Origin of the sequence: Paracoccus sp. SMMA_5_TC, assembly GCF_009696685.2 — a bacterium.
GTDB lineage: Bacteria > Pseudomonadota > Alphaproteobacteria > Rhodobacterales > Rhodobacteraceae > Paracoccus.
In genome coordinates, this window is the sequence record NZ_CP102355.1 from 1,022,093 (window position 1) to 1,049,055 (window position 26,963).

Here is a 26,963-nt window from a genome sequence, read left to right on the forward strand (position 1 = left end):
GACGGCGATAGTGCAGGCATGGAAACAGATTTCGACATCGTGATTGCCGGCGGCGGGCTGAACGGCCCGACACTGGCCCTGGCCCTGGCGCAGGCCGGACTGTCAGTGGCGGTCGTGGACCCGCGCCCCGCCCAGGCCCGTGCCGATGCCGCCTTCGACGGTCGCGCCTATGCTTTGGCGCTGGCCTCGCAGCGGCTGCTGGCGGCGCTGGGGCTGTGGCGGGATCTGGCCGGCGAGGCGCAGGAAATTCGCAAGGTCGCCGCCTGTCAGGGGGCCCCGGGCGATGGCCCCGGTCCCTTCGGGCTGCATTTCGACGGCGCCGAGATCGAGGAAGGCCGTCTTGGCTACATGCTTGAAGACAGGTTCCTTTATCGGGCGCTGCTGCGGGCCATGCAGGGCTGTGTGACCCATCTGGACGGGGTGTCGGTGGTGGCGCAGCAGCCCGGGCCGGCGGCGATCGCGGTGGATCTGTCCGACGGCCGCCGGCTGAGCGCGCGGCTGCTGGTCGGGGCCGACGGCCGGCAATCGGGCGTCGCCAGCCGCGCCGGCATCCGGCGACTGGGCCATGACTATGGTCAGATCGCGCTGGTGGCCGCCGTCGATCACGAATTGCCGCATCAGGCGACAGCGCATCAGTTCTTCATGAGCGGCGGGCCTCTGGCGATCCTGCCGCTGCCTGGCAATCGCAGTTCCATCGTCTGGTCCGAGCCCGCCGACACCGCCCGCGCCATCCTGGACCTGCCCGATGCAGACTTCCTGGCGGTGCTGCGGCCACGATTCGGCGATTTTCTGGGGGCGATTCGGCTGGCCGGACCGCGGTTTTCCTATCCGTTGAGCCTGTCCCTGGCCGAAACCTATGTGGCGCCGCGGCTGGCGCTGATCGGGGATGCCGCGCACGGCGTGCATCCCATCGCCGGCCAGGGCCTGAACCTGGGGTTGCGCGATGTTGCCGCCCTGGCCGAGGTCGTGGTCACCGCCCGTCGCCGCGGCGAGGATCCGGGCGCGGCCGCTGTGCTGGGCCGCTATCAGGACTGGCGCCGGCCGGACGCCACCGCGCTGGCGCTGGGCATGGATGGGGTCAATGCGCTGTTTTCCAATGCCAACCCGCTGCTGCGGGCGGGTCGGGAACTGGGCATGGGTCTGGTCAATGCGGTGCCGGCGCTGCGCCGGGGCTTCATGCGCCAGGCGGCGGGGCTGAGCCTGCGGCCGATGCCGCGGCTGCTGGCGGGACAGCGGCTGTGACCCCCCTCACACCGCTGTCAGCAAGGCCGGGCCGGGCCATCCTGCGAACGTGATGTGCAACCCTTTCGACTAAGGCTATGATCGCGGCATGAAACTCAGATCGCTCGCCCTTGCGCCCGTCTTCGCCCTGGCCATGGCCGTTCCCGCCCTGGCCGAGAAAATCCCCCTGAACGAGATTTCGCGCTATCTGAACGGCATCAAGACCGCCGTCGCCGATTTCACCCAGGTGAACCCGGATGGCTCGGTCTCGACCGGCACGGTCTATATCCACCGGCCGAACCGCGTCCGTTTCGAATACAAGGGCGACCGCACGCTGGTGTTGGCCTCGGCCGGGCAGGTGGCGGTGTTCGACGGCAAGACCAAGGGCGGTCCGCAGCAATATCCGCTGTCCAAGACGCCGCTTTCCCTGATCCTGGCGCCGAATATCAACCTGGGCCAGGCGCGCATGGTTACCAGCCACACCGAACGGAAGAACACGACCGTGGTCACCGCCCAGGACCCGAAGCATCCCGAATACGGCAACATTCAACTGGTATTCACCGCCAACCCGACGCAGCTGCGCCAGTGGGTGGTGACCGACGACACGGGCAAGCGCACCACCGTGATCCTGGGCGACATGAAGACCGGGGTCGGCTTCAAGCCTTCGACCTTTGCCATCGAGAGCGAGATCGCCCGCCGCCGCTAGGCGGGCGCTGGCGACCTAGCGACAGCGCGCAAGCTGCATCTGATAAAGTTGGGCGCGCGCATCCACCTTGGCGGCAACGCTCATCAACCATGGCTTGCTGCGATGCGAGCCACGGGCAAAGCCCTGCCGACCCTCGTGATAGGCCAGATACTGGGCGCCGGCGTCATGTTTGGAAATGCCCAGGGTTCGGGCGCTGTCATGCATGTACCAGCCCATGAAATCGGTGGCGTCGCGGATATTGTCGCGTCGCGCGCCCCGGTTGCCTGTGGCGCGGCGATAGTCGTCCCAGGTGCCGTCAATGGCCTGGCTGTAGCCATAGGCCGAACTTTGCCGACCCAGCGGGATGATCCCCAACGCATAGCGATGCGGGGTGCGCGCGTCGCCGATGAATTTCGATTCCTGGTGGATGGTGGCCATCTGCACATGCACCGGCACGCCCCAGCGGCGCTCGGCCTGTTTCATTGCCCGCATATAGGCGGGCCGTTCGGCTGCGATGGCGCAGGCATTGTCCAGATTGCGCGGCGCCTTGTAGTTTCCGCCCCCTCCGCAAGAGGCCACCAGCCCGACGATGGCGAGCTTGAGAAACCTGTTCATACTGCCCTCATGTTTTTTGGGCAATTTTAGCGCAGGCGGCTTTACGGGTGCAAATGACAATGGCGCGCGCGCAGCAAAGGCATCGTGTCGCAGGCCATGCGGCAAAGGCCGAGCGAACCTTTCCAGCAGCTTGCAACGGAATGGTCTGGGCGAATATCCGCCGATCTGACGGTTGCAGGCCGCGCCGGCGCAGGGCTGTCCGATGTCCTGCCGTCGGGTCGCCACCAATCAGGGCTTTTCGCTGCGTGGCGCAGGTTCTACCAGTAATATTGTTTCGCGCATATTGGGGGGAATCATGTCTGACAACGAAATCGTCATCCTGGCGGGGGCGCGCACCGCCATCGGCGCCTTTGGCGGCAGTCTGGCCGGGGTGCCGCCGATCCAGCTGGCGGCGGCAGTGACCCGCGCCGCGATCGAGCGCGCCGGCATCGGCGCCGATCGCATCGGCACGGTCGTCTTTGGTCATGTCATCAACACCGAGCCGCGCGACATGTATCTGTCGCGGGCGGCCATGCTCGAGGCGGGGATTCCCGACACCACGCCGGCGCTCAACGTGAACCGGCTGTGCGGTTCAGGGGCGCAGGCCATTGTCTCGGCCAGCCAGGCATTGATGCTGGGCGACGCCGATTTTGCCGTCGCCGGTGGCGCGGAATCGATGAGCCGCGCCCCCTATGCCGTGCCCGCCGCGCGCTTTGGCGCCAAGATGGGCGATGTCGCCATGCTGGACATGATGGTGGGGGCGCTGACCTGTCCGATGGGCACGGGCCACATGGGAGTGACGGCCGAAAACGTCGCGCGCGAACATGAAGTCTCGCGCCAGGATCAGGATGCGTTTGCCTTGGAAAGCCAGCGCAGGGCCGCCAATGCCATCGCGCAGGGCTACTTCCGCGACCAGATCGTCCCGATCGAGGTCAAGGGTCGCAAGGGCCCGGTGCTGTTCGATACCGACGAACATCCCAAGGCAACCGATGCCGACAAGCTTGCCGCGCTGAAGCCGGTGTTCAAGAAGGACGGCAGCGTGACCGCCGGCAATGCCTCGGGCATCAATGACGGTGCCGGCGCCGTGGTCCTGGCCCGCGCCCAGGCGGCGCGCGAGGCCGGGCTGACGCCGCAATTCCGCCTGTTGGGCTATGCGGTGGCGGGCGTGCGCCCCGAGGTCATGGGCATCGGCCCGATCCCGGCCGTGCAGGCGCTGATGGCGCGCACCGGGCTGAAGGCGCAGGATTTCGACGTGATCGAATCGAACGAGGCCTTCGCCGCGCAGGCCTTGGCAGTGAACAAGGGGCTGGGTCTGGATCCGGCCCGGGTCAATCCCAACGGCGGCGCCATTGCACTGGGCCATCCGGTGGGCGCGACCGGCGCCATCATCACCATCAAGGCCATGTATGAACTGATGCGCACCGGCGGTCGCAAGGCGCTGATCACCATGTGCATCGGCGGCGGCCAGGGCATCGCCCTGGCGATCGAACGGCTCTAGCGGCCAGAACCCGCTCTGCAACACCCCGGCGGTCATGGCTGTCGGGGTGCGATGTTTTTTTCGCACAGTGAGGCGCCGACCTTTGCAGGCGATGGTGCCGACCCTTCGCGCGGTCGGACCGCTCCGGCAGATGCCGGTTTCCGGGCCGAAAAAACGGCGTCGACACAATCCGGGCGGCAAAAATGGAACGAGCCGCTCCTTGGGAACGGCTCGCGAGATCCACGGAGATGGTCCGGTTAGGGGCGGTGCCCACCGACCCAGTCAGGGTTGTTCAACCCTTGGGGCTGCCCTCAGGCTGCGGCCCCCCTGACTGTCCCGACACCTCTCTCCAATATCACTCTCGACACTGGACCACCTCCTTTCAAAAAGTTGCCGTTGTAGGTCCAGCGTGACACAGAAAGATGAACAGTCAATGAATTTGCGCGTGACGTTGGATCAAATTCCCGACGATCAGCCGGAAGGGAATCAGCGCCACAACCGCCTGCGCCACCTTGACCAGCCAGTCGGCCGTGGCCAGCGACACCCATAGCGGCAGCACCGGCCCCATACCCAGCAGCGCAACCGGCTCATTTGCCCAGGAAACATCGTCTGCGGGGAACAGCACGCTGAGCGGCGCGGCAAAGGCGATGGTAAAGAAGATCACCGTATCCAGCACCGATCCGACCAGGGTGGCGACCAGGGGTGGCAACCACCAGTTGTATTTTCGCAACTGGTTGAACACGGAAATGTCCATGAGCTGCGCCGACAGGAACGCCGCCCCCGAGGCGATGGCGATCCGCAGCGTGGTCTTGTCCAGACCGGCGGCAACGATCGAACACAGCACCCCGGTCATGAACCCGGCAAAAACCACCTTGCGTGCCGCGGCGGGACCATAGACGCGATTCATCACATCGGTCACAAGGAAGGCGACGGGATAGGTCAGGGCCCCCCAGGTCAGCCAGTCGCCCAGCAGATGCTGGACCAGGATGTTCGATGCCACCACAACGGTGGCCATGGCGATGACGCCGGGCAGGATACGGGGCATGTCAGGATCCGTTTTGACAAGGTAGCGGAGACTCGGCCCCGTCCGGGGGCAAGGCCGCATATAGCGCCGTGCGGTGCAAGTCAACGGCCGCAGCCGTGACCGGGCATCAGCCATTGGGCATGGGGGCCTCGACAAGGCGATATTCGACCAGTTCCGTCCGTTGCAGAAGGCCGAAATTATCGTCTGAAATCATGGTGATGCGGATTCCCTGACCATCATGCCAGACGGAAATCCCTTCAAGGTTGTCATATTGCAGCGGGCGCGTTTCCAACACTACCTGGTCGTTCACCGGCCCGTCGGCGGTCAGTTCCATGCGGCGCACCCGGCTGCGAAAACCCAGCAGGCCCTTGAAGTCGCGTTCCAGGATATACAGCCGCCCGTCGGGTCCGACATCGGCGCCAACCACCAGCCAGTCGCCGCTGCGCGGGATGGCAAACGGCTGGTCCCAGCGCCCGTTTTGCCAGCGCCAGACCGGAAAGGGGCGTGTCAGCGCGCCCGAGCGTTCCGGAATCGTCAGCAGCGTGCCGTCGGGCAGGATCGCCAGCGCCTCGAGCGAGGCGTTGCGCTGCATGGTCCGGAACTCGGGCGGGCGGGGCAGGGGCTGGGACGGGCTGTCGGGGGTGTCGTATCGGGCCACCCGGGTCAGCCCCTCGAAGCTGACCCAGATCGTGCCGTCATCTGCGATGGCCAGCCCCTCGCTGTCGCCCTGCCAGCCGGGCTTGAGGGGCGCGCCATCGGCATCGCGCAGTCGCGCTCGGCCGGCGATTTCAAGCTTGCGGATGCGGCCCTGGGCGTCGCGTTCGACGCTGCCCCAGCGCAGGCTGGCGCGATCCGAAAGCACCGTGAAGCGGTCACCGTCGGCGCTGATCTCGATGCCGGAAAAGCCGCCGAACTCGTCGTCATCCATCTGCCAGACATAGGTGGCGACATATTCGACCTGCGGGGGCTGGGCCCGCGCGGCGCCGACGGCCAGCGTGGCCGCCAGGGCCGCCGCCGCAATCCGCCTTGCGCCGCGCCCTAGCGGGCGGTGGCGACGATCTGGCATTGCCGGGGCATTTCGCTGAGCCGGAAGCTGCGGGGATGGCGATAGTTCGGGTCTGGTGGCACCGGCTTGACGCGGCTGGGGTCGATGCGGTTGCGGATCCATTCGGCGGCCTCTTCGCAGCCGTCGCCGGGCGGCGGTGGATCCTGCGGCTGGCAGATCGAACCGGCGGGGCAGCGCAGGCGGACGTGAAAATGATAATCGTGGTTGTTGATCGGGCGGATCTTGCGCAGCCAGGCGCGATCGCCGCCGGCCGCCTGGCACATCGCCACCTTGGCCACCGGATCGACAAAGATGCGCTCGACCCGCGGATCGCGGGCGGCCGCGCGCATGATCGCCATGTGCGCCGGGCTCCACAGCGCCGAGGGCGCGGTGCCGGCCTTGTTGACCACCGATTGCGAGGACAGTTTTTCGCGCGCCGCGGGGCTGAGGTTCAGGCTGTGCGGCGGCAGCATCCAGATGTCGGCATCCAGCCCCATCTGATGGCTGGCATGCCCCGACAGCATCGGCCCACCGCGCGGCTGGCTCATGTCGCCGATATAGAGGCCCTGCCAGCCGGCCTGGCGCGCCGCGCCGGACAGGCCGATCAGGAAGCTGACCAGTTCGGGATGGCCCCAGTAGCGGTTGCGCGACAGCCGCATCGCCTGCCAGGTGGGCCCGGTTTCGGGCAGCGCCACCGCGCCTGACACGCAGCCCTTGGAATAAAAGCCGATCGCCGCAGCTGCGCCGCCGGTCGGGCCAGGGGCGCTGCCAAAGACATCCTTTGCCAGGGGGTCGCCCGCGACAGGCTGGGCCATGCCCAATGCTGCCAGCGCCAGCGTGGCGACGGTCAGGAACTTGCGGATCACTGCTCGGCCTCTCCTTGTGGTTTGACCCAGACTAGCAGAACCAGCGCCAGAAGGAACATCACGATCAGCGGAAGGATGCCCAGCCGCTGGCTGCCGCTGATCTGGGTAACCCCCGCGATCAGCAAGGGTGCCAGAAAGGCGGTGGCCTTGCCCGACAGCGCATAAAGGCCAAAGGCCTCGGCCGCGCGCTCGGGTCGGGTGTGGCGCACCATCATCGTGCGGCTGGCAGCCTGTAACGCACCGCCCGCCCCGCCGATCAGCCCGCCGCAGACAAAGAACAGCATGTCGGGCAGGCGCGATCCCGGCGGCAGAGGTATGCCAAGAACCTGCTGGCGGTTCATGCCGATGATCAGCACGCAGACCGCGATGAGCACCAGGGTGCAGCCCACGATCACCGGGCGCGGCCCCCAGCGGCGGTCGGCGCGGCCACCGACCCAGCTGATGACGGCGGCCGAAACGGCGCTGACGACGCCGAACACCCCTGCCAGGAACACCGGCCAGCCCAGCACCGTGGCCGCATAGACGCCGCCAAAGCTGTAAAGCGCATTCAGCGCATCGCGCGAGAACATCGAGGAGGCCAGCCATGCCGCCAGCGAACGCCGCCGCGGCAATCCGGCAAGCAGCCGTCCCAGATCGGCCAGCGCCGCCCGCAACCGCATCGGCCGGCGCGGTCCCGGCGCGTCGCGCAGCCACAGCGCAAAGGGAATCATGAAAGCGATATACCACAGCGCGGTGAAGGGGCCGGCGGCACGGGTTCCCTCGCGCGCGGCCGGCTCCAGGCCCAGGATCGGCGGGATGCCCAGCAGCGTCCGCCCGGTCTGCGCGTTTTCAGCCAGGAACAGCAGTACCAGCGCCAGCGCCAGAACCCCGCCCAGATAGCCGAAGGCAAATCCTGATCCGGATATTCGGCCCAGCTCGTCGCGCGGCGCCAGTTGCGGCAACAGCGCGTTGGTGAAGATGGTCGCGAATTCCATGCCGATCAGGCCGATGCCGAAACAGGCGATCGCCAGATGCAGGTTCGGCTGATCGGGGGTCAGGAACCACAATCCCCAGGATCCCGCGACATAAAGCCCCGAGAATATCCAGATCCACACCAGTCGCCGGCCGCTGCCATCGGCCAGCGCGCCCAGCACGGGGGCCAGCAGCGCGATCACCAGCCCGCTGATGCCCAGCCCATAGCCCCACAGCGACTGGGCCGCGGCGCCGGCGGCCTGCTCGGTCATGCCCTGGGCGGCAAAATGGGCCCGGGCGACCTCGGCATAATAGACCGGAAAGATGAAGGTGGTCAGCAGCGTGGCAAAGGGCTGGCTGGCCCAGTCGAAAAACCACCAGCCCCAGATGCGTCTGCGTTCCATCGCCGTCCCTTGCGCCCTGCGCGACCGGGGCGGGCCCGGCGCTGTCGGCCGCATAAGGCCTCAGCGGGTCTGGGCTGGCAAGTCCCGATCGTGCTGGCCCCTTGGCAGTTCGGGCAATTCCGGCGGCCAGGGCCGCTGGCGGTCGGCGGCGATCCAGGCCCGCACCCATTCGGGCAAGGGCGGGCTTTCCGGATCGCGGCCGATCGCCTGCATCAGCCGGGCCGGCGCCACCATTCCCTGGTCCGAGGTGATGGCCGCGCGCAGCAGCATGTGGTTGCAACATTCGCCACCGCGCCACATGCTTTGTTCCATATACAGGAAACGGTCGTCCCAGCCGAGGCTGCGCGAGACCATGGTAAAGCGGTCAAAGGCGCGGATGCGGCGGCGATAGCGCACCGAATTGCCCGCCACGGTGATCCCCCAGCGATTGGCGCGCATGGTGTCGATGATACCGGTGCGCATCGCCATCGGCAGGCGGCCCAGATCATAAAGCGTCAGGGTGCGGCCATTGTTCAGCTCGATCCAGGGGTCCAGATCCCAGGGCCAGCAGCGATGGGTCGAGACATGCGCGTCCAGCACGTCCAGAGGGGGCGCGGCACGGAATTTCAGCATCTCCTTGGCAAAGCGCAGGATCGGATACATCGGCGACCTCTTTCCCCCGGCGGTAGTCGATGGCGCTAGCCGCAGCCAGCCAGCGCGTCAACCGGAACGCTGCGGCGCCACGGCACCGCTTGCAGAAGCGGGCTGGCTGGCTTACCTGTCGGCTGATGGCCGAAAGGGGACCGAATGGGCACGCTGCACCAAGCCTTGATGCTGATACTGGACGTGGTCTGGTTCGTGATGATCGCCCATATCATCATGTCCTGGCTGATCAACTTTCAGGTGCTGAACCTGCGCCAGCCGCTGGTTTATCAGCTGTGGACCGGGCTGAACCGCCTGCTCGAGCCGATCTATGCCCCGGTGCGCCGCATCCTGCCCGATACCGGCGGGCTGGATCTGGCGCCCCTGGTGGTGTTCATCGCCCTGATCATCGCCCAGCGCGCGCTGGCCAATAACGCCGGCTTTTTCTACGGCTTCTGATGTCGGCGGCCTCGCTGCTGCGGCAGGTCTTCGGCTTTGACGGCTTTCGCCCCGGCCAGCAGGAAATCGTCGAGGCGGTCGCCGGGGGGCGCGAGGTGCTGGCGATCATGCCCACCGGGGGCGGAAAATCGCTGTGCTATCAGCTGCCGGCACTGATGCGCGACGGGTTGACGGTGGTGATCTCGCCGCTGATCGCGCTGATGCGCGACCAGGTGCGGGCGCTGACCGAGGCGGGTGTCGCAGCCGCCGCCCTGACCAGCGGCAATAGCGACGAGGAAAACGCCGAGGTGCTGCGGGCGCTGGCGGCGCGCGAACTGCGGCTGCTATACATCGCGCCGGAGCGGCTGGCCTCGGGCGCGACGGTGCCGATGCTGCGCCGCGCCGGTGTGCTGGCCATCGCCGTGGATGAGGCGCATTGCGTCAGCCAGTGGGGCCATGATTTTCGCCCCGATTATCTGCGCGTCGGCGCATTGCGCCAGGCATTGGGCGTGCCGTTGGCGGCATTCACCGCCACCGCGGATGCCGAAACCCGCGAAGAAATCGTGGCGCGGCTGTTTCAGGGCCAGGCGCCGCTGACCTTCCTGCGCGGCTTTGACCGGCCGAACATCCACCTGGCCTTTCAGCCCAAGGACGGGCCGCGCCGGCAGATCCTGGATTTCGCCGTCGCCCGGCGCGGACAGTCGGGCATCGTCTATTGCGCCACCCGCGCCAAGACCGAGGCGCTGGCCCAGGCGCTGGGCCAGGCCGGGCTGGCCGCCGTCGCCTATCACGGCGGCATGGAACCCGACCAGCGCCGCGCCGTCGAGATGCGCTTTCAGCGCGAGGACGGTCTGGCCGTGGTGGCCACGGTGGCCTTCGGCATGGGCATCGACAAGCCCGACATCCGCTGGGTCGCCCATGCCGACCTGCCGAAATCGATCGAGGCCTATTACCAGGAAATCGGCCGCGGCGGCCGTGATGGCGCCCCGGCGGAAACCCTGACGCTGTTCGGGGCCGACGACATCCGGCTGCGCCGCGCCCAGATCGACGAAAGCCTGGCGCCGCCGGAACGCAAGGCGGCCGATCACGCGCGGTTGAACGCGCTGCTTGGGCTGGCCGAGGCGACCGGCTGCCGGCGCAATGTCCTGCTGCGCTATTTCGGCGAAACGCCGGCCGCGCCCTGCGGCAATTGCGATCTGTGCGACAATCCCCCCGACTGCTTCGACGGCACCGAGGCGGCGCAGAAGGTGCTGTCGGCCGTGCTGCGCACCGGCCAGAGCTTTGGCGCCGGCCATATCATCGATGTGCTGACCGGCACCACGACCGAACGCATCCGCCAGCGCGGCCATGACCGGCTGCCGACCTTTGGGGTGGGGGCCGATCTGGGCAAGGCCGCATGGCAGGCGATCATCCGCCAGATGCTGGGCCGCGACCTGATCCGGCCCGACCCCGAACGCCATGGCGGCCTGGCGATCACCCAGGCCGCCCATGCCGTGCTGCGCGGTGAAGAACGCGTCACCCTGCGCCGCGATCTGGTCCAGCGCCCGCGCGCCGCCAATGTCATCCGCACCCAGGTCGAGGAAGAGGACGCGCCGCTCTTGTCGGCGCTGAAGGCCAAGCGCCGCGCCCTGGCCGAGGCGGCGGCGGTGCCGGCCTATGTGATCTTTCCCGATCGCACGCTGATCGAGATGGCGCAGACCCGCCCTCGCACCCTGGACGAGATGGCCGCGATCGACGGCGTCGGCGCCCGCAAGCTGGAACGCTATGGCAGCGCGTTCCTTGAGGTGATTGCCGGCGAGGCGGTGTCCCTGCATCCCGCGCGCCGGGCGCTGGCCGGCCGGCCCGCCGGGGCCTTGTTCGACCGCCTGGCGCAAGCCCAGGCGCAATTGACCCGCGGGGTGGACGGCACCGAAAAGCCGCTGTCGGTCGGCAAGCCGCTGTTGCGCCGGCTGGCCGAGGACCGGCCGCGGGATCTGTCGCGCTATCTGGACGCGCCGCGGCTGGAACGGTTCGGCCCCGCCTTCGCCCGCATCCTGGCCGAGGCCGACTAGCACCCCGGCCGTCGGCCAGGCGGGGCCCGGCCTATTCGTCGGCGGCGGCGCGGGCCCGATCCTCGGTCCCCGGCATCGGATCGCCCGAGGGCGGACGCACGCCAAAGATCGCGCAATACAGTGCCGGCACGAAGATCAGCGTGACCAGCGTGCCGGCGATGATGCCACCCATCATCGCATAGGCCATCGGCCCCCAGAACACCTGCCGCGAAATCGGGATCAGCGCCAGGCTGGCCGCCGCCGCGGTCAGCAGGATCGGCCGGGCACGGCTGTCGGATGCCTCGAACACGGCGTTCCAGCGGCTGTGCCCCTTGGCGATCAGGACCTGAATCTCGTGCACCAGGATGACCGAGTTGCGAATCAGGATGCCGATCAGCGCCAGAATTCCCAGGATGGCCACAAAGCCCATGGGCACGCCAAAGGGCAAAAGCGCCGCCACCACCCCGATCAACCCCAGCGGCGCGGCGGCAAAGACGATCAGCGACAGACGGAAGCTTTGCATCTGCATCATCACCAGCAGTGCCATGATCAGCAACATCACCGGCACCACCGCCGCGATCGGCTGCTGGCTTTCGGCCGAGGTCTCGACGGTGCCGCCCACGACCACCCTCACCTCGGGCGGCAGGCCTGCCTGAAAATCGGCAACCCGTTCGGCCAGCGCCGCGACCAGGGTCGCGGGCTGATCCTTGCTGGCAATCGCGGCCTTGACGGTCACGGTGGGAATGCCGTCACGCTGCAGGATCAGCGGCTGTTCCGTGGCATATTCCAATGTCCCCAGCGCCGCCAGCGGGATGGGCGAACCGCTGGGGGTAGCCAGTTGCAGGTTCTGGATCGATTCCAGCGATTCGCGACTGGCGTCCGAGCCGCGCGCCAGCACGTTGATCAGGAAGATCCCGTCGCGCAGCTGGGTGATGGGGCGGCCGTTGAATGTGCCCGACAGGGCGCCGGCGATATCTTCATGCGTCAGACCGACGCGGCGCAGCTGGTCCTGATTCAGTTGCAACCGGACCACCCGCGCCGGCTCGTTCCAGTCCAGCGATATGTCCTTCAGCCGTGGCTCGGTCGCCAGCACCGCCGCCAGATCGCGCGCGACATCGCGCGCCAGATCGGGGTCGGGCGATGAGACGCGGTATTGAACCGGTTTGCCGACAGGCGGGCCGATTTCCAGATTCTTGACGTAAAGGTCGGTTCCGATCAGCTCGCGCTGGCCGAAGTCGACCAGCTTCGCCTTCAGCCGGTCGCGGGCGGCCAGATCGGGCGTCTGGATCACGATCTGGCCCATGTAGGGGCCGGGCGTGGGCACATCCATCGACAGCACGAAGCGCGGCGCGCCGCGGCCGACATAGGTTGTCCAGAACAGTGCTTCCTCTTGCTCGGCCAGCATCTCTTCGATCCTGGCCATGTCATCGCTGGTTTTGCGGATCGAGGCATTTGCGCGTTCGGTGACATCGACGATGATTTCGGTCCGGTCCGAGGTCGGAAAGAACTGCTGCTCGACCAGCCGCATGCCGCCGACCGAAAGCGCAAAGGCGGCCATCGTGATGGCGATGGTCAGCCATTTGTGCCGCATTCCCCACAGCAGCAGCCGGTGGAACCGCTGCCGCAGCCAACCCGGCTGGCCATTGTGATGTTTCATCTGCGCCGGTAGCAACGTGACCCCCAGCAGTGGCGCAAACAGAACCGCAACGATCCAGCTGACCAGCAGCGACACCGCGATGACCACGAACAGGGAAAAGGTGAATTCGCCCGCCGCCGAACTGTTCAGCCCGATGGGAATGAAACCCGCAACGGTGACCAGGGTGCCGGTCAGCATAGGAAAGGCGATGGATGTCCAGGCATAGCTGGCCGCGCGGCCCAGATCCTCGCCCAGTTCCAGCCGCGAGATCATGGTTTCAATGGCGATCATCGCGTCATCGACCAGAAGCCCCAGCGCAATGATCAGCGCCCCCAGCGAGATGCGTTGCAAGGTGATGCCGTAAAGATCCAGGATGACAAAGGTGATTGCCAGCACCAGCGGAATGGTCAGCGTGACGACGAAGCCCGCGCGCAGGCCAAGGCTGACGAAGCTGACCAGCAGCACGATGGCCACCGCCTCGGCCAGGGCCTTGACGAAATGGCCCACGGCCTCGTCGACGACATGGGGCTGATCGGCGAACTTGGCCATTTCGATGCCGATGGGCAGACCGCGGGCGACCTGGGTCATCAGCTCATCGACCTGTCGGCCGAATTCCAGGATATTGCCGCCGTCGCGCATGCCGATCTGTAGCCCGATGGCTTCCTTGCCGTTATAGCGGAACAGGGCGCTCGGCGGATCCTCGTAGCTGCGGCGCACCGTTGCCACATCCCCGATGTTGAAGAAACGATCGCCCACCCGCAGGTTCACCGCCGCAATCGCGGCAGCGTCGTCGAACTGGCCGCCCACCCTGACCAGAACCTGCTCCGGCCCGGCCTGCACGATGCCCGAAGGCAAGATCGCATTCTGCTGGGCCAGTGTCTGGACCACCTGATTGTGATTGAGCCCCAGTGCCGCCAGCCTGGCCGACGAAAACTCGAGATAGATTTCTTCCTTGCGCACGCCCAGCAGGGCGGTTTTTCCGGCCATGGGCAATGCCTGGACCTGCTTGCGGATATCCTCGACGCGGTCGCGCAACTCGCGCTGGGTAAAGCCGTCAGCGGTGAAGGCATAGATGTTGCCGAACACGTCGCCGAAATCGTCGTTGAACTGAAAGCCCTGAAATTCCCGAGGAAATTCTGGCCTTATGTCCGACATCATGTTGCGGACACGCTTCCAGACCTCGGGCACCTGGGGTCCGCGGATGGTCGGATCAAGTTCCAGATAAACCACCGCCTGCCCGGGCATGGTGACCGAGCGGGTGAATTTCAGCTCGTCCAGTTCCTCGAGCTTGGTTTCGATGCGGCTGGTGACCTGATTCAATGTCTCCTCGACGGTAGCACCGGGCATCGACGCACTGATCACCATGATCTTTATGGTGAAATTGGGGTCTTCTTCGCGTCCCAGCCGCAGATAGCTGATGGTGCCCGCGATCATCGACACGATCAGCAGGAACCACACCAGCGAACGGTGATGCAGCGCCCAATCGGACAGGTTGAAACGGCGTTCGTTCATGGGGTTACGCTCCGCCCGACGGGCTGGCCCTCGCTCAGCGAATGGATGCCGCGAATAACGATTTCATCGCCGGGGCGCAGCCCGTCAGTAACGGCGACCTGCGCGGCGTCGGTCGGCCCGGCCGTCATGATCGGGCGCAACCGCACGATCGCCGGGTCGTTCTTACGCTCGACCACCCAGACATGGGGGGCACCATCACGCTGCAGGATCGCTGCGCCGGGCACCACGACCTGGGATGCCGCATCCATGCGGGGACGCGCCCGGATCAGGGCGCCTAGGCGGATCCGGGCATTGTCGGGCAGCGCCAGATGCACCCGCCGCGTCCGGGTGGCTGCATCTGCCATCGGTTCGATCTGGGTCACGTTGGCCTGCAATACCTGTCCGGGATCGGATTCGGACCAGACGTCGTAGACATCGCCCTGCGCAACGCCCGAGATGGTTGCATCCGGCAAATCGATCACCGCCTCGAGCCCGGTTTCGCTGGACACCCGCAGCACAGGCTCGCCCGCGCTGACCACGGCGCCGGGATTGGCGAAAATCGCGCTGACCACCCCGTCAAAGGGCGCACGCAAGGCGGCATAGCCTTGCGTGTCCAAGGCCCGGACCAGCTGGGACTGGGCCTGCCGCTCGGCCGCCTCGGCCGCCGACAGCGCCTGTTCGGCCTGTTCCAGCTGCGCCTGCGGCGCGACATTGCGCTGCGCCAGTTCGCGGGTGCGCTGCGCGGCTGCCTGCGCCGTCAGCAGATCCGCACGGGCGGCTTCGACTGCGGCGCGGGCCGCGCGCACATTTCCTTCCAGATCCTCGGGATCCAGCGTGGCCAGTATCTCGCCCTGCTTGACCATGTCGCCAATATCGACATTGCGCGCCGTCATCCGGCCCAGGGTCTGAAATCCCAAGGTCACCTCGTTTCGGGCAGCAATCACCCCGGGGATGGGATGCTGCAACATGATATTGCTGTTCACGATCAGGCTGGCCACCGGACGCGGCGGCGGTGCTGGCGGCGTGTCGGCTTCGGACCAGGGCCAGGTAAAGGCGGGTGTGGCAGTGGCCGTCGCGACTGTCATCACCATCGACAAGATCAGGGCGGGGATCATGGAGTCAGGCTTGCTTTCTGGGCTGCGTCGCGAACCTTCCGGCCAGGAAACAGCAGTTGCGATCCGGCGCCGACGACAATCTGGCCCGGGTCCACGCCGTCAGTCAGGATAACGGTTTCGTTGGTATATCGTCCGATGCTGACCGGCGCCAAACGGACGCGATCATCTTCCCCTACGATCCAGACCGCAGAGCCCTGTCGGGTCGCAGTCAGCGCGGTCCAGGGAATTGCAATGCCGGTGCCCGCCGGGAAATGGACCGCACCGGTTACAGCAGCCCCGAGCAACCCGGTGTCGCGCGGGGCCTGCCGAATTTCGGCGCGCACCGTGACCGAGCCGGTTGCGGGGTCGATCAGCGGTGCGATCTCGGTGACCTTGCCGGTCATCTGCAGATTGGGTCGGTCAATCACCGTCAGACTGACTTCGGCCCCGATGGCGTTGCGCAACAGGGGGGAATCCGCAATCTGGAACACCGCCTCGCGCCCCTCTGCCGATGCCAGCGATATCACCGGCTGCGCCGCACCCACGATCTGGCCGGGCTCGGCATTGCGGGCGATCACGATCGCATCCTGAGGCGCGCGGATAACGGTATCGTCAAGGGCGCGGCGTGCCTGCTCAAGAGAGGTCTGGGCCTGCTCGACCCCGCCCGAGGCCGACGAGAACGCGCGATTGGCATTGTCCAATGCCGCCCGGGTTCCGACCCCCCGGCGAAGCATTTCCTGCGCGCGGTCGCGAGCCTGCTGCGCCTGGGCCAGCGATGCCTGTGCCGCACGCAAAGCAGCCTCTGCGACCCGCACGCCTTGCTCTTGCTGCAGCGGATCCGTGCGCGCCAGCGCCTGCCCCTGGGTGACGGCGTCGCCTTCGCGGACCATCACCTCGGTGACGCGCCCGCCCATGCGAAAGCCGATGCTCACGCTGTCCTTGGCATAGATCGATCCGGTCAGCGCGGCATCGAAGGTCAGGTTCGTGCGTTCGACCTGGACAAATTCCACGGGCAGAGGAGCGTCCGCGGCTGCAGATCCGGCCAGGCCGGCATGGATCGCCAGGATTGCTGCCACAAGCCGCAACATATGTGCCGTACCCCCCCTGATCATCTGCCCGTCAGGCATCTCTCCGGCCCAGCGGATGCATGAACAAAGCGAATCTGTATAACCCTGTCTCAGGGGTCAATCGACCTGACGACAGTCTGCATGTCCTTCGGCGGCAGGACTATCCTCGGACAGGGGTTCCTGACCATTCTGCCGTTGCGTCACTGATAGCTGCGCACGAGAGCCGCAGCAATCATCCCCCAGCCGTCCACCACCACAAAAAACGCCAGCTTGAAGGGCAGCGCCACGACCGCCGGCGGCACCATCATCATGCCCATCGACATCAACACGGCCGAAACCACCAGGTCGATGATCAGAAACGGCAGGGCAACCAGAAAACCGATCTCGAAGGCGCGCTGGATCTCGCTGAGCATGAAGGCCGGAACCAGCACGGACAGCCGATCGGGCGGCGCCTGCGGATCAGGAGCGATTTCGGCCAATGTGGCGATCATTTCCGGGTCGGCGCGATGTTCCATGAAGCCACGAAAGGGCACAATTCCACGCGCAAAGGCTTCCTCAAGGGAAATCTGCCCGTCGCGCAGCGGTGCGCCAGCGACGGTCCAGGCCTCGGTAAGCACGGGGTTCATCACGAACCATGTCAGGAACAGCGCCAGGCTGACGATCAGCATGTTCGGCGGGGACTGCTGCAACCCCAATGACTGACGAAGTATCGACAGGACGGTGACGATAAAGGGAAAGCAGGTGACCATGACCGCGATGCCGGGTGCCAGCGACAGGGCGGTAAGCGCGGCGAGCAGGGTTATCGAGTGCCGGCCAACCCCATTGAGCACGGCATCGGCCTGCTGCAACCCCGGCGCAAGATCCTGGGCCATCGCGATTTGCGGGATCAGCGCGAGGCAGAGAAGCAAGCACAGACGACTCATGTCGCGCCTGCGGGGCCCAGGATGCGCACGCACAGGCGCTGATCGTCGTCCTCGCCCGCCACCAGTTCGCCGCGGGCAATGACCTTGTCGCCAACGCAGATCTCCACGCCATCCGAGATCTGCTGATCCAGCGTCAGCACGTCATCTGGCCGCAGCCGCGATAACTCGGCAACCGAAAGTCGGGTGCTGCCAAGACTAATGGTGATTTCAACCTGGATCTGGTCGGTAGCGATCAGACTGGCAAGATCGTCCATTTCTATTCCTCGTTCAATACGGTGGCCAGAAGTTCACGGAGCGCCGCCGTAAAGGCATCGGGCGCGATCAGGCTGCGCGACGGTCCGGCGACCAATTCCACAGCGGGCTCGACAAAATCGGCGATCTCTATCTGGATGGCGGCACTTTCCGACTGCCTTGCGCATTCTGCCACCGTATCGCGCAGTTCCGGGGGGCATCGAAGCACGATGCGCAAGTCCGGTTGAGTCGCCAGGTGTTGCGCCAGCAAATCGCTCAGCGCCGCGGTCAGTCGCGCGCGGTTGGACATCGGCGCCAATGTATCGACGATTGCCAGCAACAGAGGCTGAAGGTCGTTCAGAATTTGGGCGCGCAGGGCCGTGCGCTGGGCATCGGTTTCGGCGATTTGCGTTGCGATCTGACCCAGTTGACGGGTCAGATCGTCGATACTGCCCGCGCGCCCCTGCTCGCGCCCCTGTTGCAGGCCGCGTGCGAAAGCCTCGGTTGCTGCCCGTTCGGTTTCGCGCAGATCCCTGCCAGGGGCAGAAGGGATGAAGGATTCCAGGCGCAGGCTGGCCGTTCTCATGCATGATCCTCGCGTTTCTCGATCCAGCCGGACAGGATCTGGAGGCTTTCTTCCTTGCGAGACTTCATCAGTTCCCGCAGGCGCCCGACAGGGTCGGTCTCGGCGACGGTGGGGGTGAAATCGATGTCGGTGGCATCCACGGGTGTCGCCACGGTGGCGCCCGCTTCGGGGGATGACAGTGCGGCTAGCGGGGTGCTGCCGTCCAATGTCGCACTTGCCGACGCGCGGGTGCGCAGCAGCGGCCGCAACACGAACAGCGCCAGCGCCAGCGCAAAGAGTCCGACCAGAAGGATTCTGATGATGCCATTGATGTCCAGCCTGGTCAGCCACCCCCCCTGGCTGGCAAGGGTTCCAGCCTCGGTCAAGCTGGCAAAGGGCAGAGATTTCACCGTAATCGCGTCGCCCCGAGATTCATCGAAACCCACGGCTGAGGCGACCAGCTCGCGCAATGCCTGCAATTCGGCCTCGTCGCGGGGAACAAGCTGCGGCTGGCCGTCAGTTCCGGGACGGGCAACGCCGTTGACCAGAACCGCCACGGTAAGGCGCCGCGTTGCGCCGGGTTGACGGTTGACCTCACGCGTGACGCGGCTGACCTCGAAGTTCGATCTTTGCCGCGTCTCTGAACGGGATGCGGTGCTTTTGTCCTCGTTGTTCTTCTGGCCGTCGGGCAGATTCGAGGCGGCCGTTACCGCACCCTGTGCCGTGCTGCTGCTTTGATCGGCTGATTCCTCGCTTTCCTGCGAAATCAACGCACGTTCCTGCGGGTCGAATCGCTGCTCTGTCAGCAATTCGGATTCGGTAACGACATCAAGGTTGATTTCGACGATGGCATTTCCTGTGCCGACATGCGCTTCCAGAATGCGCTCGACATTGCGCTTCATCTCTGCCTGACGATCTTCGCCAGAGAAATCTTCCGCCGCCGAGACCACACCGCGCTCGCTGTCGATCACCGCCACACGATCGGGGGTCATTCCCGGGACCCCAGAGGAAACAAGGAACTTGAGTGCCTTGGCCTGGTTTCGGGTAATGGGAGTGCCGTCCGTGGTCAGGGTGACGGATGCAGATGCCTCGGCCTCGCGACGATAGCCGCGGCCTGCCGGCACCGCCAGGTGCACCCGTGCCGCCTTGATATTCGGCAATGCGAGGATGGTGCGGGCAAGCTCGCCCTCTTTCGCGCGCCAGTAGGCGGCGTCGAACATTTGCGAGGTGGTGCCGAAACCCGACATTCCGTCCAGCACCTCGTAACCCGAGCTTCCCGTCGAAGGCAGGCCTTCGCCAGCCAATGTCATGCGCAGGGCATCGCGGCGTCTTTCATCGACCCAGATCGAATCGCCGCGAATCTCGTAGCGAACACCCGATTTTTCGACCGCCGCCATGATCGCACCCGACTGGCGAGGATCCAGCCCCGAATACAGCAGTGCCATGCTGGGCTGACCGGACAACCAGGCCAGAAGCGAGATGGCCGCAAAGCTGAGAAGAAAGGCGCCCGCCAGGATCGCCTTTTGTCTGGAACTGCGTTCGCGCCAGTAGTCTTGCAGCTTGCCCAAGGCCTTCCCCTTCGAATCGGCTTTGCTTCGTCATGCCCAGTCATCGCATGGCGCCGATTAAGAATTGGTTAGCCCCAAGCTGGTATTCCGGTCACAACTTGACGGAGAATCACCATGACCGATGTTGCCGATGGCAGCGCCCCGGCCAGCACCCCCCGCCGTGGCAGACGGATGCTTCTGATCCTGGCTCTGGCGGCGCTGTTGGGCGGGGGCGGCTTTGCCTCGACCTTTCTGGGATTCTGGTCGCCCCGGATGTTGCTTGCCCCGCCCCAGGCCGTGCCTGAATCACCCGTCACCACGTCGCATTTCGTGGACCTTCCGCAGATCGTCCTGACATTGGCGGGCCCTGATCTGCGCACGCTGATGATGTCGATCAAGATCGAGACCGATGCCGCGCACGAGGCCGAGGTCAGGCATCTCACTCCGCGGCTTCTGGACGCGTTCAACGCCTTTCTGGTCGATGTCGATTCAACTGCCTTCGGACGCCGCGGAATTCTGGACATCATTCGCGGTGAACTTGCGACACGCGCCGTGTTCGTCCTGGGCAAGGACGCTTTCACCGACTTGCTGATCACGGAGTTCAGGATCCAATGACATTGGCCCATATCCTGCAGACGGCGTTGATCGTCTTTACCATTTGCCTGTCGATGTTCTGCTTCATGCTGGCGCGCCGGCTGCGCAAGCTGAACGATCTGGAAACCGGACTTGGTGGCGCGATCGCCGTGATGACCGCAGAAATCAGCCGCCTGGAAAAGTCGATCCTGCTGGCCAAGGCCGAGGCTACGGGTGCGACCCATGCGCTTGCCAAGGAAATCGAACGCGCCAAGGAAGAGCGCGCGTTCTGGACCTTGCAACAGAAATTCGCCGAAGCTGGCGCATCACGCGCGGGACGCCTGCAGCGGCGCAGACGCCGGGACAGGGTGACGGCCGATGCCTAGGCGCCTGCTTTCCGTTCTTGCGGCAGTGATGGTGCTGGCTGCTGCGGTCCAGGCCGTCATGCTGATGGATGGGGTCGCGCGGTTGCGCGCCCATGCCGAGCCAGCCGAGCTGATGGCGGGATGTGGCGACGTGCCCGAGGCTGTGGCCTTGGCTGAAACGCTGCGCGAACGTGCTTTGCGCATCGACCGCTACATGCAGGACATTCAACGGCGCAAGGCCGAACTGGCGGTTGCGGAAAAGCAGTTGACCGAACGGCTGATCGAGTTGCGCAAGCTGAACCAGCGGCTGGACAACGATCGGCAGGGCGCGCGGCGCAGCCAGAACGACGATATCGCGCGGCTGATCGCTGTTTATGACCAGATGAAGCCCGAGCAGGCGGCGCAGGTTCTGGCCAACCTGCCACCCGATTTTGCCGCCCAGATCCTGGCACGCGTGCAGCCCCAGACCGGGGCCAGGATCATGGCCGCGATCGAGCCCGCAACTGCTGCGGTGCTGACGTCCTACATGGGCGCCATTCGCGCAAGGGAGAGATAGCCGATGTTTGGCATGATCGGAATCGTTGTCACTTTTGCGATGGTCTTTGGTGGCTACATACTGGCCGGCGGAAAGCTGGGGGTGATCCTGCATTCGCTGCCCTACGAACTGATGATGATCGGGGGTGCGGCGATAGGTTCGTTCCTGCTTTCCAACGAAACTGCGGTGATAAAGCAGGCGTTGAGCGGTATCGGCAGATCCCTCAAAGGCTCGCGCTGGCATGAAGCGGATATGCAGGACGTGCTGTGCCTGCTTTTCCAGCTTTTGCGTATCGCGCGCGCCAACCCGGTCGAACTGGAAGAGCATATCGAAAATCCTTCGGATTCAGCGATTTTCAGGGCCTATCCGCGCATTCTCGCAGACGAGAATGCCGTGACGCTGATTTGCGACACCTTGCGCTCGGCCAGCTTGAACTACGACGACCCCTACCAGGTCGAGGAAATGTTGTCACAGCGCATCGGCTTGATGAACGAAGAGGCGATGCACGCCCCTCATGCCTTGCAGAACATGGCGGACGCCTTGCCGGCCCTGGGCATCGTCGCTGCGGTTCTGGGGGTGATCAAGACCATGAGTGCCATCGATCAGCCGCCCGAAGTTCTGGGAAAGATGATCGGCGGGGCGTTGGTGGGAACCTTTCTTGGCGTTTTTCTTGCCTATGCCCTCGTAGCACCCTTTGCGCAACGCCTGGGCGCCGTGATGAAGCAAGATCAGGCGTTTTATGACGTGATCAAATCGGTTCTGGTTGCCGGGCTGCATCAGCATGCCACCAACCTCTGCGTCGAGGTTGGCCGGCAGTCGGCGCCCGAACATGTCCGTCCCTCGTTTACCGCATTGGAAAATGCGCTACGCGAACTCAAGAGGGCGGCATGATCCTGGCTCTGGTCCTGTCCTCGGCGCTGGTCGCGGACGCTGCTTCACCTCCGCCGTCGGACACCGGCGAGGTGTTGATCCGCGAAGCGACCGAGTTGCTGCTGGCGGGTGGTGAATTGCCTCGCGACCTCGACGAGCGCCTGTTGCGGCTTGAGCCCGCCGAAAGGATACGCGTGCTTGTTTTCCTGCGCCGGGCGGGCCTGCTGGTCGGTCCTGCCTGGCCAGCCGAACGGCTGCTTGCACCCGCGAAGGAAAGGGTTGTTGCGCCATGACTGTGCAGTCATCGCCCGGGCTTAACACGCTTTCCCTGCAGCCTCTGGTCGTGACCAGCCTGTTGGTGCTGATCGTGCTATCCATGGTCCTGCCTTTGCCGCCCCGACTGCTGGACATAGGGATCGCCTTGTCGATCGCCACGGCGACACTGATCCTGGTAATGGCGTCACTGGTGGAAAAACCGACTGACTTCCAGGCGTTTCCGGTATTGCTGCTGGTGTCGCTGCTGATGCGGCTGTCGCTCAATGTGTCCTCGACCCGGTTGATATTGACCAGCGGGCAGAACGGTCCCGATGCGGCGGGGCATGTGATAAAAGGGTTTGCTCAATTCGTTGCCGGCGGCTCGCTGCTGGTGGGTTTGACCGTGTTTGCGGTCATCTCTGTCGTGAATTTCATGGTCATCACCAAAGGCTCCGGCCGGATGGCCGAGGTCTCGGCACGTTTTGCCCTGGATTCGCTGCCGGGCAAGCAGTTGGCAATCGATGGCGACCTGAATTCGGGAGCCATCACCCATGAAGAGGCCAAGCAGCGCCGCATCCGCGAACAGCGGGAAATCAGCTTTTTCGGATCGCTGGATGGCGCGTCGAAATTCGTCAAGGGAGACGCGATAGCCGGCCTGGTGATCACGCTTATCAACCTTTTCGTGGGGTTGGCCGCCGGGATATTGGTGCATGGGCTGCCCGTTGCAGAGGCATTGGATACCTATTCGAGATTGACGATCGGCGACGGTCTTGTCAGCCAGATCCCGGCGCTGATCACCTCGATGGCCGCGGCGCTGTTGCTGTCGCGGGGCGGTGCTACCGATACGACCGCCGACATGCTGGTGCAGCAGTTCACGCGAAACTGGCAGGTTCCCTTGATCTGTGCAGGCGGGATGCTGGTGATGTGCCTCATCCCGGGTATGCCCTGGCCCGTGTTCCTGACCATGGCCGCAGGCTTGGTGGCAGTGGCCTGGCGCGTGCGGCGTCGACAGGTTGATATGCCGGCAGAGATCGGGGACGAGCCGCCTGGTCAGCCCCTGCCCGCGCCGCAGGCGCGCATTGGCGATGTGCTGGATAGCGACGAGATCTCTGTCGAAATCGGCGCTGGCCTTATCCTGTCAGCACTGGATCCGGCGCGCGGGCTGGGTCAGCGTATTACCAATCTGCGCCTGCATGTGGCCCGCAGCTATGGGATCATCCTGCCCGATGTGCGGATCACCGATGCGGCCGGCCTTGCCGAGGGAGAATACGTGATCCGGCTGCATGGCGTATTGCGAGCCAAGGGCATGCTGCAGCCGCGCAACGTGCTGGCCTTGGGCAATGAGGCGGTATTGCAGGACATTCCTGGCGAGCCGGTGCGCGAACCCGTCTATTCAAGCCCTGCGCGCTGGATATTGCCTTCCGCCCAGGACGAGGCCGCGATCGCCGGTGCGACCGTCGTCACGCCGATGGAGGTTCTTTCCACCCATCTGATGGAGGTGGTGAAATCCAATCTGCCCAGTCTGCTGAGCCTTGGCTCGATGCAGCGGATGATCCGAGAGCTGTGCGGCGTTTCCGACGAGCAGCGCGCGCAGGCAAATCAGCGGTTCTTCGACAACATGCTGCCCGACAAGCTTTCGCCGGACATGTTGCTGGCTGTCCTGCGCAACCTGCTCGAGGAGCGCATCTCGATCAAGAACCTGATCCTGATTGCCGAAACCACTTACGAAGCGAGGAATGCCGGCACGCCTGATGCCGTCTACGAACAGGTTCGCAAGCGACTGCGTGGACAGATTACCCAACAGTTTCTGGATGATACGGGGTCTCTGTCGATCCTGCAGCTTCACCCCCAGTGGGAGGCGGATCTGGCGCGCGCCGAAGCAGATGTCGCACGCGGCGGCGTCAACACGATTCCGCAGATCCAGAAGCGGCTGGCCGAGGCCGTGCGACAGGCCCTGCGTGGTCTGGACCCTGCGCTGGAGCCCGTTTTGGCCGTTGGCGATTCGCGGCGGCGGCTGATCCGGATGATGCTGACGGCTTCAGCCATCGGCTTGCCGGTGCTGGGGCTGGACGAAATCGATCCTGCCGCCACGCTTCGGCCGCTGGGAACGATCGAGCCATGATGACGACAGCTATCGGCTCTGTGAACGCGGATCAGGCGCTGGGCCTGTTGCTGGTGTATCTCAGGATCCAGGCTTGCGTGCTGGCATTGCCGGTTTTTTCCGAGCGAGTTCTGCCTTTGCGAATGCGTGCCGGGCTTGCCATGGTGTTGACGCCATTGCTGCATTCCGGACTGCCACTGCAATCAGCGGGTGGAGAGCTGATCCTGCTTGCCGCGGCCGAAGTGGTTACCGGATTGGCACTAGGCATGCTGGTGCGCATGTTCGCCATGGCACTGGACGTTGCGGCGATGGCGATTTCGACCACGGCATCGCTGTCGCAGCTGGTCGGGGGGGCCAGCGAACATTCGCCCCACGCCATCGGCAATCTGATGCATTTGGCGGGGCTGGCTTTGCTGATGGCTTTGGGTTTTCCGCTTGCCGTGTGCCAACTGCTGCGCAACAGCTTTGAACTGCGCCCTGTCGGGGCCTGGCCGGCGATACAGGAAATGTTGCCGGCGGCTGTCGGTGTGGTGCAGCAGGGCTTCTTGCTGGCGCTTATGCTGGCCGCACCCTTCATCCTGGGCGGTTTCCTTTTCCAGGCGCTGTCCGGCATGGTCAGCAAGGTGATGCCGGCGCTGCCGGTTGTGTTCATAGCCGCGCCAGCGGCGATCCTGCTGGCGCTGCTGGCGCTGGCCTTGCTGTCGCCGTCGATTCTGGGGCTATGGGCCCAAAGCGTTCTGGACACCATGCCGGAGGTCGTCCGATGAGCGAGGAAAGCGACGACAAGCAATTCGACCCCAGCGAAAGCAAGCTGCGCAAGGCGCGCCAGGAAGGTGACATCCCGCGTTCGACCGAACTTCAGGCCGCGCTTGGCTGGCTGGGATTTGCGCTGGCATTGATCTTCGCCGGGGCATGGGCGGTGCCACGCTGGGTGCAGATGGCAGGCCGCGCCCTGGGGACCGAACCCTGGCCAGAAACGGCAGAGACCGCCAGCGCAGATCTGATGCGAGCCATGGCGGGAGAGGCGGCTCTGCAACTCATACTGGCTCTGGCAATCATGGCCGCACCGGTCGCGGCGGGCATTGTCTTGCACCGGGCACTGCTGTTCACCCCCAAGAAACTGCTGCCGGACCTCAAGCGGATAAGCCCTGTCCATAATGCCAAACAGAAATTCGGCGCCACCGGACTTGGCGGCTTCGCGCTGTCGCTGACCAAGGTGATGCTGGTGGGGTTGGCCGGGGCATTGCTGTTTCGCATTTCGATGCAGTGGTTCACAGCCAGCGGCAACCTCTCTGAGCGGCAATGGGTTGCCGGCCTGGGTGTGCTGCTGGACCGCGTGGTCTGGACGGGGGTGGCCATCGGCGGCCTGTTTGCCGGCATCGATCTGGTGTGGAAACGTTTCAGCTATTTGCGGCGCCATCGCATGACGCGCCGTGAGGTTCAGGATGAGCACAAGGAAAGCGAAGGCGATCCGCATCTGAAGGCCGCGCGTCAGCAAAGGGCGGTCGATCTGGTGCTGAATTCGATGCTGGCGGATGTGCAAAAGGCTGACGTGGTCATCGTCAACCCAACCCATTATGCGGTCGCCCTGGAATGGAAACGCGGCAGCGGTCGCGCCCCGGTCTGCCTTGCCAAGGGCGTGGACGAGGTGGCCCGACGCATCCGTGAACGCGCCATGAACAATCGCGTGCCGATCTGGTCGGATCCGCCCTGCGCGCGCGCGCTCCACGCCAGCGTCGATATCGGCGCGGAAATCCGTCCCGAACATTTCGCCCAGGTGGCCGCGGCAATCCGCTTTGCCGAGGCAGTGCGCAAAAAGGCCAGAGAGGGCTGGACGATCCCGCTGCGCAGGGGGCAGGGATGAGGCAAGGGGATCTGGCAGGACTGCATCATGTTGCCAAGCTGCGCGCTGATCTGGAGCTGCGCCATTTTGCGGCCTATCGCAGCCATGTCGAACAGGCCCGTGCCCGGATCAATGCCTTGCAAGAGGAAATCTGCGCATTGCACCGGAGCGATATGCCTTTCAGCCTCGAGCAGGCCCGGCTGGCCAATGCCCAGACCCAGGCGCTGTGTCAGGCCTTGACGGCCGCCGAAACGGAACTTGAGCGTATGCTGCCCGGTTATGAACAGTCTCGACAGACCGCGGCCCGTGCCTTCGGTCGCTGCGAGGCGATTGCTGAACTGAAGCGTCAGGAAAAGACGCGGCAACAATACGAAAACCATCGCCGCGAGGCGGATCGTGCCGCGAACGCGGCATCCCTGACGCAGTATCCGCGGCCTTCCGGCGGCAATATGTCCTAAATGCAACCTGTCGCCAGGGCAAATGCAATAGCTGCTTGAGCACGGAACCGGAA

At 65.1% G+C, this 26,963-nt stretch carries 27 protein-coding genes; 14 read left to right on the forward strand and 13 right to left on the reverse strand.

Going from position 1 to position 26,963, the window contains the following annotated elements:
- Positions 1–18: 18 nt before the first annotated feature.
- Positions 19–1,242 (forward strand): UbiH/UbiF/VisC/COQ6 family ubiquinone biosynthesis hydroxylase, encoded by a 1,224-nt coding sequence (locus tag GB880_RS05095; protein WP_154494241.1) that lies wholly within the window; start codon positions 19–21, stop codon positions 1,240–1,242.
- An 88-nt stretch (positions 1,243–1,330) separates the two neighbouring features.
- Complete coding sequence (locus GB880_RS05100) at positions 1,331–1,927, forward strand: LolA family protein (protein ID WP_154494240.1); 597 nt, start codon at positions 1,331–1,333, stop codon at positions 1,925–1,927.
- 15 nt (positions 1,928–1,942) lie between these two features.
- Here GB880_RS05100 and GB880_RS05105 read toward each other — a convergent pair whose 3' ends face one another.
- The gene (locus GB880_RS05105; protein ID WP_154494239.1) at positions 1,943–2,521 is read right to left on the reverse strand and encodes a transglycosylase SLT domain-containing protein; all 579 of its coding nucleotides are present in this window, start codon (positions 2,519–2,521) and stop codon (positions 1,943–1,945) included.
- A gap of 295 nt (positions 2,522–2,816) precedes the next feature.
- Between GB880_RS05105 and GB880_RS05110 the strand changes: the two genes are divergently transcribed.
- The gene (locus tag GB880_RS05110; RefSeq protein ID WP_154494238.1) at positions 2,817–3,998 is read left to right on the forward strand and encodes an acetyl-CoA C-acyltransferase family protein; all 1,182 of its coding nucleotides are present in this window, start codon (positions 2,817–2,819) and stop codon (positions 3,996–3,998) included.
- A 409-nt stretch (positions 3,999–4,407) separates the two neighbouring features.
- Here GB880_RS05110 and GB880_RS05115 read toward each other — a convergent pair whose 3' ends face one another.
- The 5 genes from GB880_RS05115 to GB880_RS05135 all read right to left on the reverse strand — a co-directional run bounded on the left by GB880_RS05115 (position 4,408) and on the right by GB880_RS05135 (position 8,909).
- Entirely contained in the window at positions 4,408–5,022 is a 615-nt protein-coding gene (locus GB880_RS05115) for a VUT family protein (RefSeq protein ID WP_154494237.1), read from the reverse strand.
- Between the two features lie 106 nt (positions 5,023–5,128).
- Positions 5,129–6,067 (reverse strand): esterase-like activity of phytase family protein, encoded by a 939-nt coding sequence (locus GB880_RS05120; RefSeq protein WP_154550585.1) that lies wholly within the window; start codon positions 6,065–6,067, stop codon positions 5,129–5,131.
- Complete coding sequence (gene mepA, locus GB880_RS05125) at positions 6,040–6,912, reverse strand: penicillin-insensitive murein endopeptidase (RefSeq protein WP_263467334.1); 873 nt, start codon at positions 6,910–6,912, stop codon at positions 6,040–6,042. Before mepA ends, GB880_RS05120 begins: the two co-directional genes overlap by 28 nt.
- Positions 6,909–8,267: an MFS transporter gene (locus tag GB880_RS05130; protein WP_154493514.1), complete on the reverse strand. Its 1,359-nt coding sequence runs from the start codon at positions 8,265–8,267 to the stop codon at positions 6,909–6,911. The genes mepA and GB880_RS05130 overlap by 4 nt, the downstream gene beginning before the upstream one ends.
- Before the next feature lie 60 nt (positions 8,268–8,327).
- Positions 8,328–8,909, reverse strand: a complete 582-nt coding sequence (locus tag GB880_RS05135; protein ID WP_154493513.1) for an acyl-CoA thioesterase — start codon at positions 8,907–8,909, stop codon at positions 8,328–8,330.
- 144 nt (positions 8,910–9,053) lie between these two features.
- Here GB880_RS05135 and GB880_RS05140 point away from each other — a divergent pair, with 144 nt between their 5' ends.
- Both GB880_RS05140 and recQ read left to right on the forward strand, forming a co-directional pair.
- Positions 9,054–9,347, forward strand: a complete 294-nt coding sequence (locus GB880_RS05140) for a YggT family protein (protein WP_154493512.1) — start codon at positions 9,054–9,056, stop codon at positions 9,345–9,347.
- On the forward strand, positions 9,347–11,377 hold the full coding sequence (recQ, locus tag GB880_RS05145; RefSeq protein ID WP_154550584.1) for a DNA helicase RecQ: 2,031 nt from the start codon (positions 9,347–9,349) through the stop codon (positions 11,375–11,377). The genes GB880_RS05140 and recQ overlap by 1 nt, the downstream gene beginning before the upstream one ends.
- Before the next feature lie 31 nt (positions 11,378–11,408).
- Here the strand turns inward: recQ and GB880_RS05150 are convergent, their stop codons facing one another.
- The 7 genes from GB880_RS05150 to fliF form a co-directional block, all read right to left on the reverse strand.
- Positions 11,409–14,504 (reverse strand): efflux RND transporter permease subunit, encoded by a 3,096-nt coding sequence (locus GB880_RS05150; protein ID WP_154493510.1) that lies wholly within the window; start codon positions 14,502–14,504, stop codon positions 11,409–11,411.
- A complete protein-coding gene (locus GB880_RS05155) occupies positions 14,501–15,598 on the reverse strand; it encodes an efflux RND transporter periplasmic adaptor subunit (RefSeq protein ID WP_154493509.1) in 1,098 nt (365 codons plus the stop codon). Before GB880_RS05155 ends, GB880_RS05150 begins: the two co-directional genes overlap by 4 nt.
- Positions 15,595–16,587 (reverse strand): efflux RND transporter periplasmic adaptor subunit, encoded by a 993-nt coding sequence (locus GB880_RS05160; protein WP_263467335.1) that lies wholly within the window; start codon positions 16,585–16,587, stop codon positions 15,595–15,597. Before GB880_RS05160 ends, GB880_RS05155 begins: the two co-directional genes overlap by 4 nt.
- 257 nt (positions 16,588–16,844) lie before the next feature.
- Entirely contained in the window at positions 16,845–17,567 is a 723-nt protein-coding gene (gene fliP / locus GB880_RS05165) for a flagellar type III secretion system pore protein FliP (protein ID WP_154493507.1), read from the reverse strand.
- Positions 17,564–17,821: a FliM/FliN family flagellar motor switch protein gene (locus tag GB880_RS05170; protein ID WP_154493506.1), complete on the reverse strand. Its 258-nt coding sequence runs from the start codon at positions 17,819–17,821 to the stop codon at positions 17,564–17,566. Before GB880_RS05170 ends, fliP begins: the two co-directional genes overlap by 4 nt.
- A gap of 2 nt (positions 17,822–17,823) precedes the next feature.
- Positions 17,824–18,384, reverse strand: coding sequence for a hypothetical protein (locus GB880_RS05175; protein WP_154550583.1), 561 nt, complete (start codon positions 18,382–18,384; stop codon positions 17,824–17,826).
- The gene (gene fliF, locus GB880_RS05180) at positions 18,381–19,931 is read right to left on the reverse strand and encodes a flagellar basal-body MS-ring/collar protein FliF (RefSeq protein WP_154493504.1); all 1,551 of its coding nucleotides are present in this window, start codon (positions 19,929–19,931) and stop codon (positions 18,381–18,383) included. Before fliF ends, GB880_RS05175 begins: the two co-directional genes overlap by 4 nt.
- A 114-nt stretch (positions 19,932–20,045) precedes the next feature.
- Between fliF and GB880_RS05185 the strand changes: the two genes are divergently transcribed.
- Genes GB880_RS05185 through GB880_RS05225 form a run of 9 tightly spaced genes read left to right on the forward strand, consistent with a single transcriptional unit; the run spans position 20,046 to position 26,910 of the window.
- Positions 20,046–20,525 carry a flagellar basal body-associated FliL family protein gene (locus tag GB880_RS05185; RefSeq protein ID WP_154493503.1) on the forward strand — a complete coding sequence of 160 codons (480 nt, stop codon included), beginning with the start codon at positions 20,046–20,048 and terminating at the stop codon, positions 20,523–20,525.
- The gene (locus tag GB880_RS05190; protein ID WP_154493502.1) at positions 20,522–20,869 is read left to right on the forward strand and encodes a hypothetical protein; all 348 of its coding nucleotides are present in this window, start codon (positions 20,522–20,524) and stop codon (positions 20,867–20,869) included. Before GB880_RS05185 ends, GB880_RS05190 begins: the two co-directional genes overlap by 4 nt.
- Complete coding sequence (locus GB880_RS05195; protein ID WP_154493501.1) at positions 20,862–21,404, forward strand: MotE family protein; 543 nt, start codon at positions 20,862–20,864, stop codon at positions 21,402–21,404. The genes GB880_RS05190 and GB880_RS05195 overlap by 8 nt, the downstream gene beginning before the upstream one ends.
- 3 nt (positions 21,405–21,407) lie before the next feature.
- The gene (gene motA / locus GB880_RS05200) at positions 21,408–22,274 is read left to right on the forward strand and encodes a flagellar motor stator protein MotA (protein WP_154493500.1); all 867 of its coding nucleotides are present in this window, start codon (positions 21,408–21,410) and stop codon (positions 22,272–22,274) included.
- On the forward strand, positions 22,271–22,546 hold the full coding sequence (locus tag GB880_RS05205) for a hypothetical protein (protein WP_154493499.1): 276 nt from the start codon (positions 22,271–22,273) through the stop codon (positions 22,544–22,546). Before motA ends, GB880_RS05205 begins: the two co-directional genes overlap by 4 nt.
- A complete protein-coding gene (locus GB880_RS05210; protein ID WP_154493498.1) occupies positions 22,543–24,630 on the forward strand; it encodes a flagellar biosynthesis protein FlhA in 2,088 nt (695 codons plus the stop codon). Before GB880_RS05205 ends, GB880_RS05210 begins: the two co-directional genes overlap by 4 nt.
- Positions 24,627–25,376, forward strand: coding sequence for a flagellar biosynthetic protein FliR (locus tag GB880_RS05215; RefSeq protein WP_154493497.1), 750 nt, complete (start codon positions 24,627–24,629; stop codon positions 25,374–25,376). The genes GB880_RS05210 and GB880_RS05215 overlap by 4 nt, the downstream gene beginning before the upstream one ends.
- Positions 25,373–26,473, forward strand: a complete 1,101-nt coding sequence (flhB, locus tag GB880_RS05220; RefSeq protein WP_154493496.1) for a flagellar type III secretion system protein FlhB — start codon at positions 25,373–25,375, stop codon at positions 26,471–26,473. Before GB880_RS05215 ends, flhB begins: the two co-directional genes overlap by 4 nt.
- Positions 26,470–26,910 (forward strand): hypothetical protein, encoded by a 441-nt coding sequence (locus tag GB880_RS05225; RefSeq protein WP_195840782.1) that lies wholly within the window; start codon positions 26,470–26,472, stop codon positions 26,908–26,910. Before flhB ends, GB880_RS05225 begins: the two co-directional genes overlap by 4 nt.
- The last annotated feature ends 53 nt before the right edge of the window (positions 26,911–26,963 follow it).

Excerpts from the sequence above, each read along its gene's own strand:
- GB880_RS05210 (WP_154493498.1), top strand. The coding sequence starts at position 22,543 with ATGACTGTGCAGTCATCGCCCGGGCTTAACACGCTTTCCCTGCAGCCT.
- GB880_RS05140 (WP_154493512.1), top strand. The coding sequence starts at position 9,054 with ATGGGCACGCTGCACCAAGCCTTGATGCTGATACTGGACGTGGTCTGG.
- motA (WP_154493500.1), top strand. The coding sequence starts at position 21,408 with ATGTTTGGCATGATCGGAATCGTTGTCACTTTTGCGATGGTCTTTGGT.
- GB880_RS05130 (WP_154493514.1), bottom strand. The coding sequence starts at position 8,267 with ATGGAACGCAGACGCATCTGGGGCTGGTGGTTTTTCGACTGGGCCAGC.
- GB880_RS05120 (WP_154550585.1), bottom strand. The coding sequence starts at position 6,067 with ATGCCAGATCGTCGCCACCGCCCGCTAGGGCGCGGCGCAAGGCGGATT.
- GB880_RS05105 (WP_154494239.1), bottom strand. The coding sequence starts at position 2,521 with ATGAACAGGTTTCTCAAGCTCGCCATCGTCGGGCTGGTGGCCTCTTGC.
- GB880_RS05185 (WP_154493503.1), top strand. The coding sequence starts at position 20,046 with ATGACCGATGTTGCCGATGGCAGCGCCCCGGCCAGCACCCCCCGCCGT.
- GB880_RS05175 (WP_154550583.1), bottom strand. The coding sequence starts at position 18,384 with ATGAGAACGGCCAGCCTGCGCCTGGAATCCTTCATCCCTTCTGCCCCT.
- GB880_RS05205 (WP_154493499.1), top strand. The coding sequence starts at position 22,271 with ATGATCCTGGCTCTGGTCCTGTCCTCGGCGCTGGTCGCGGACGCTGCT.
- flhB (WP_154493496.1), top strand. The coding sequence starts at position 25,373 with ATGAGCGAGGAAAGCGACGACAAGCAATTCGACCCCAGCGAAAGCAAG.
- GB880_RS05100 (WP_154494240.1), top strand. The coding sequence starts at position 1,331 with ATGAAACTCAGATCGCTCGCCCTTGCGCCCGTCTTCGCCCTGGCCATG.
- recQ (WP_154550584.1), top strand. The coding sequence starts at position 9,347 with ATGTCGGCGGCCTCGCTGCTGCGGCAGGTCTTCGGCTTTGACGGCTTT.
- GB880_RS05155 (WP_154493509.1), bottom strand. The coding sequence starts at position 15,598 with ATGATCCCCGCCCTGATCTTGTCGATGGTGATGACAGTCGCGACGGCC.
- GB880_RS05135 (WP_154493513.1), bottom strand. The coding sequence starts at position 8,909 with ATGTATCCGATCCTGCGCTTTGCCAAGGAGATGCTGAAATTCCGTGCC.
- GB880_RS05195 (WP_154493501.1), top strand. The coding sequence starts at position 20,862 with ATGCCTAGGCGCCTGCTTTCCGTTCTTGCGGCAGTGATGGTGCTGGCT.
- fliP (WP_154493507.1), bottom strand. The coding sequence starts at position 17,567 with ATGAGTCGTCTGTGCTTGCTTCTCTGCCTCGCGCTGATCCCGCAAATC.
- GB880_RS05110 (WP_154494238.1), top strand. The coding sequence starts at position 2,817 with ATGTCTGACAACGAAATCGTCATCCTGGCGGGGGCGCGCACCGCCATC.
- GB880_RS05150 (WP_154493510.1), bottom strand. The coding sequence starts at position 14,504 with ATGAACGAACGCCGTTTCAACCTGTCCGATTGGGCGCTGCATCACCGT.
- GB880_RS05115 (WP_154494237.1), bottom strand. The coding sequence starts at position 5,022 with ATGCCCCGTATCCTGCCCGGCGTCATCGCCATGGCCACCGTTGTGGTG.
- GB880_RS05190 (WP_154493502.1), top strand. The coding sequence starts at position 20,522 with ATGACATTGGCCCATATCCTGCAGACGGCGTTGATCGTCTTTACCATT.
- GB880_RS05225 (WP_195840782.1), top strand. The coding sequence starts at position 26,470 with ATGAGGCAAGGGGATCTGGCAGGACTGCATCATGTTGCCAAGCTGCGC.
- GB880_RS05170 (WP_154493506.1), bottom strand. The coding sequence starts at position 17,821 with ATGGACGATCTTGCCAGTCTGATCGCTACCGACCAGATCCAGGTTGAA.
- GB880_RS05215 (WP_154493497.1), top strand. The coding sequence starts at position 24,627 with ATGATGACGACAGCTATCGGCTCTGTGAACGCGGATCAGGCGCTGGGC.
- GB880_RS05095 (WP_154494241.1), top strand. The coding sequence starts at position 19 with ATGGAAACAGATTTCGACATCGTGATTGCCGGCGGCGGGCTGAACGGC.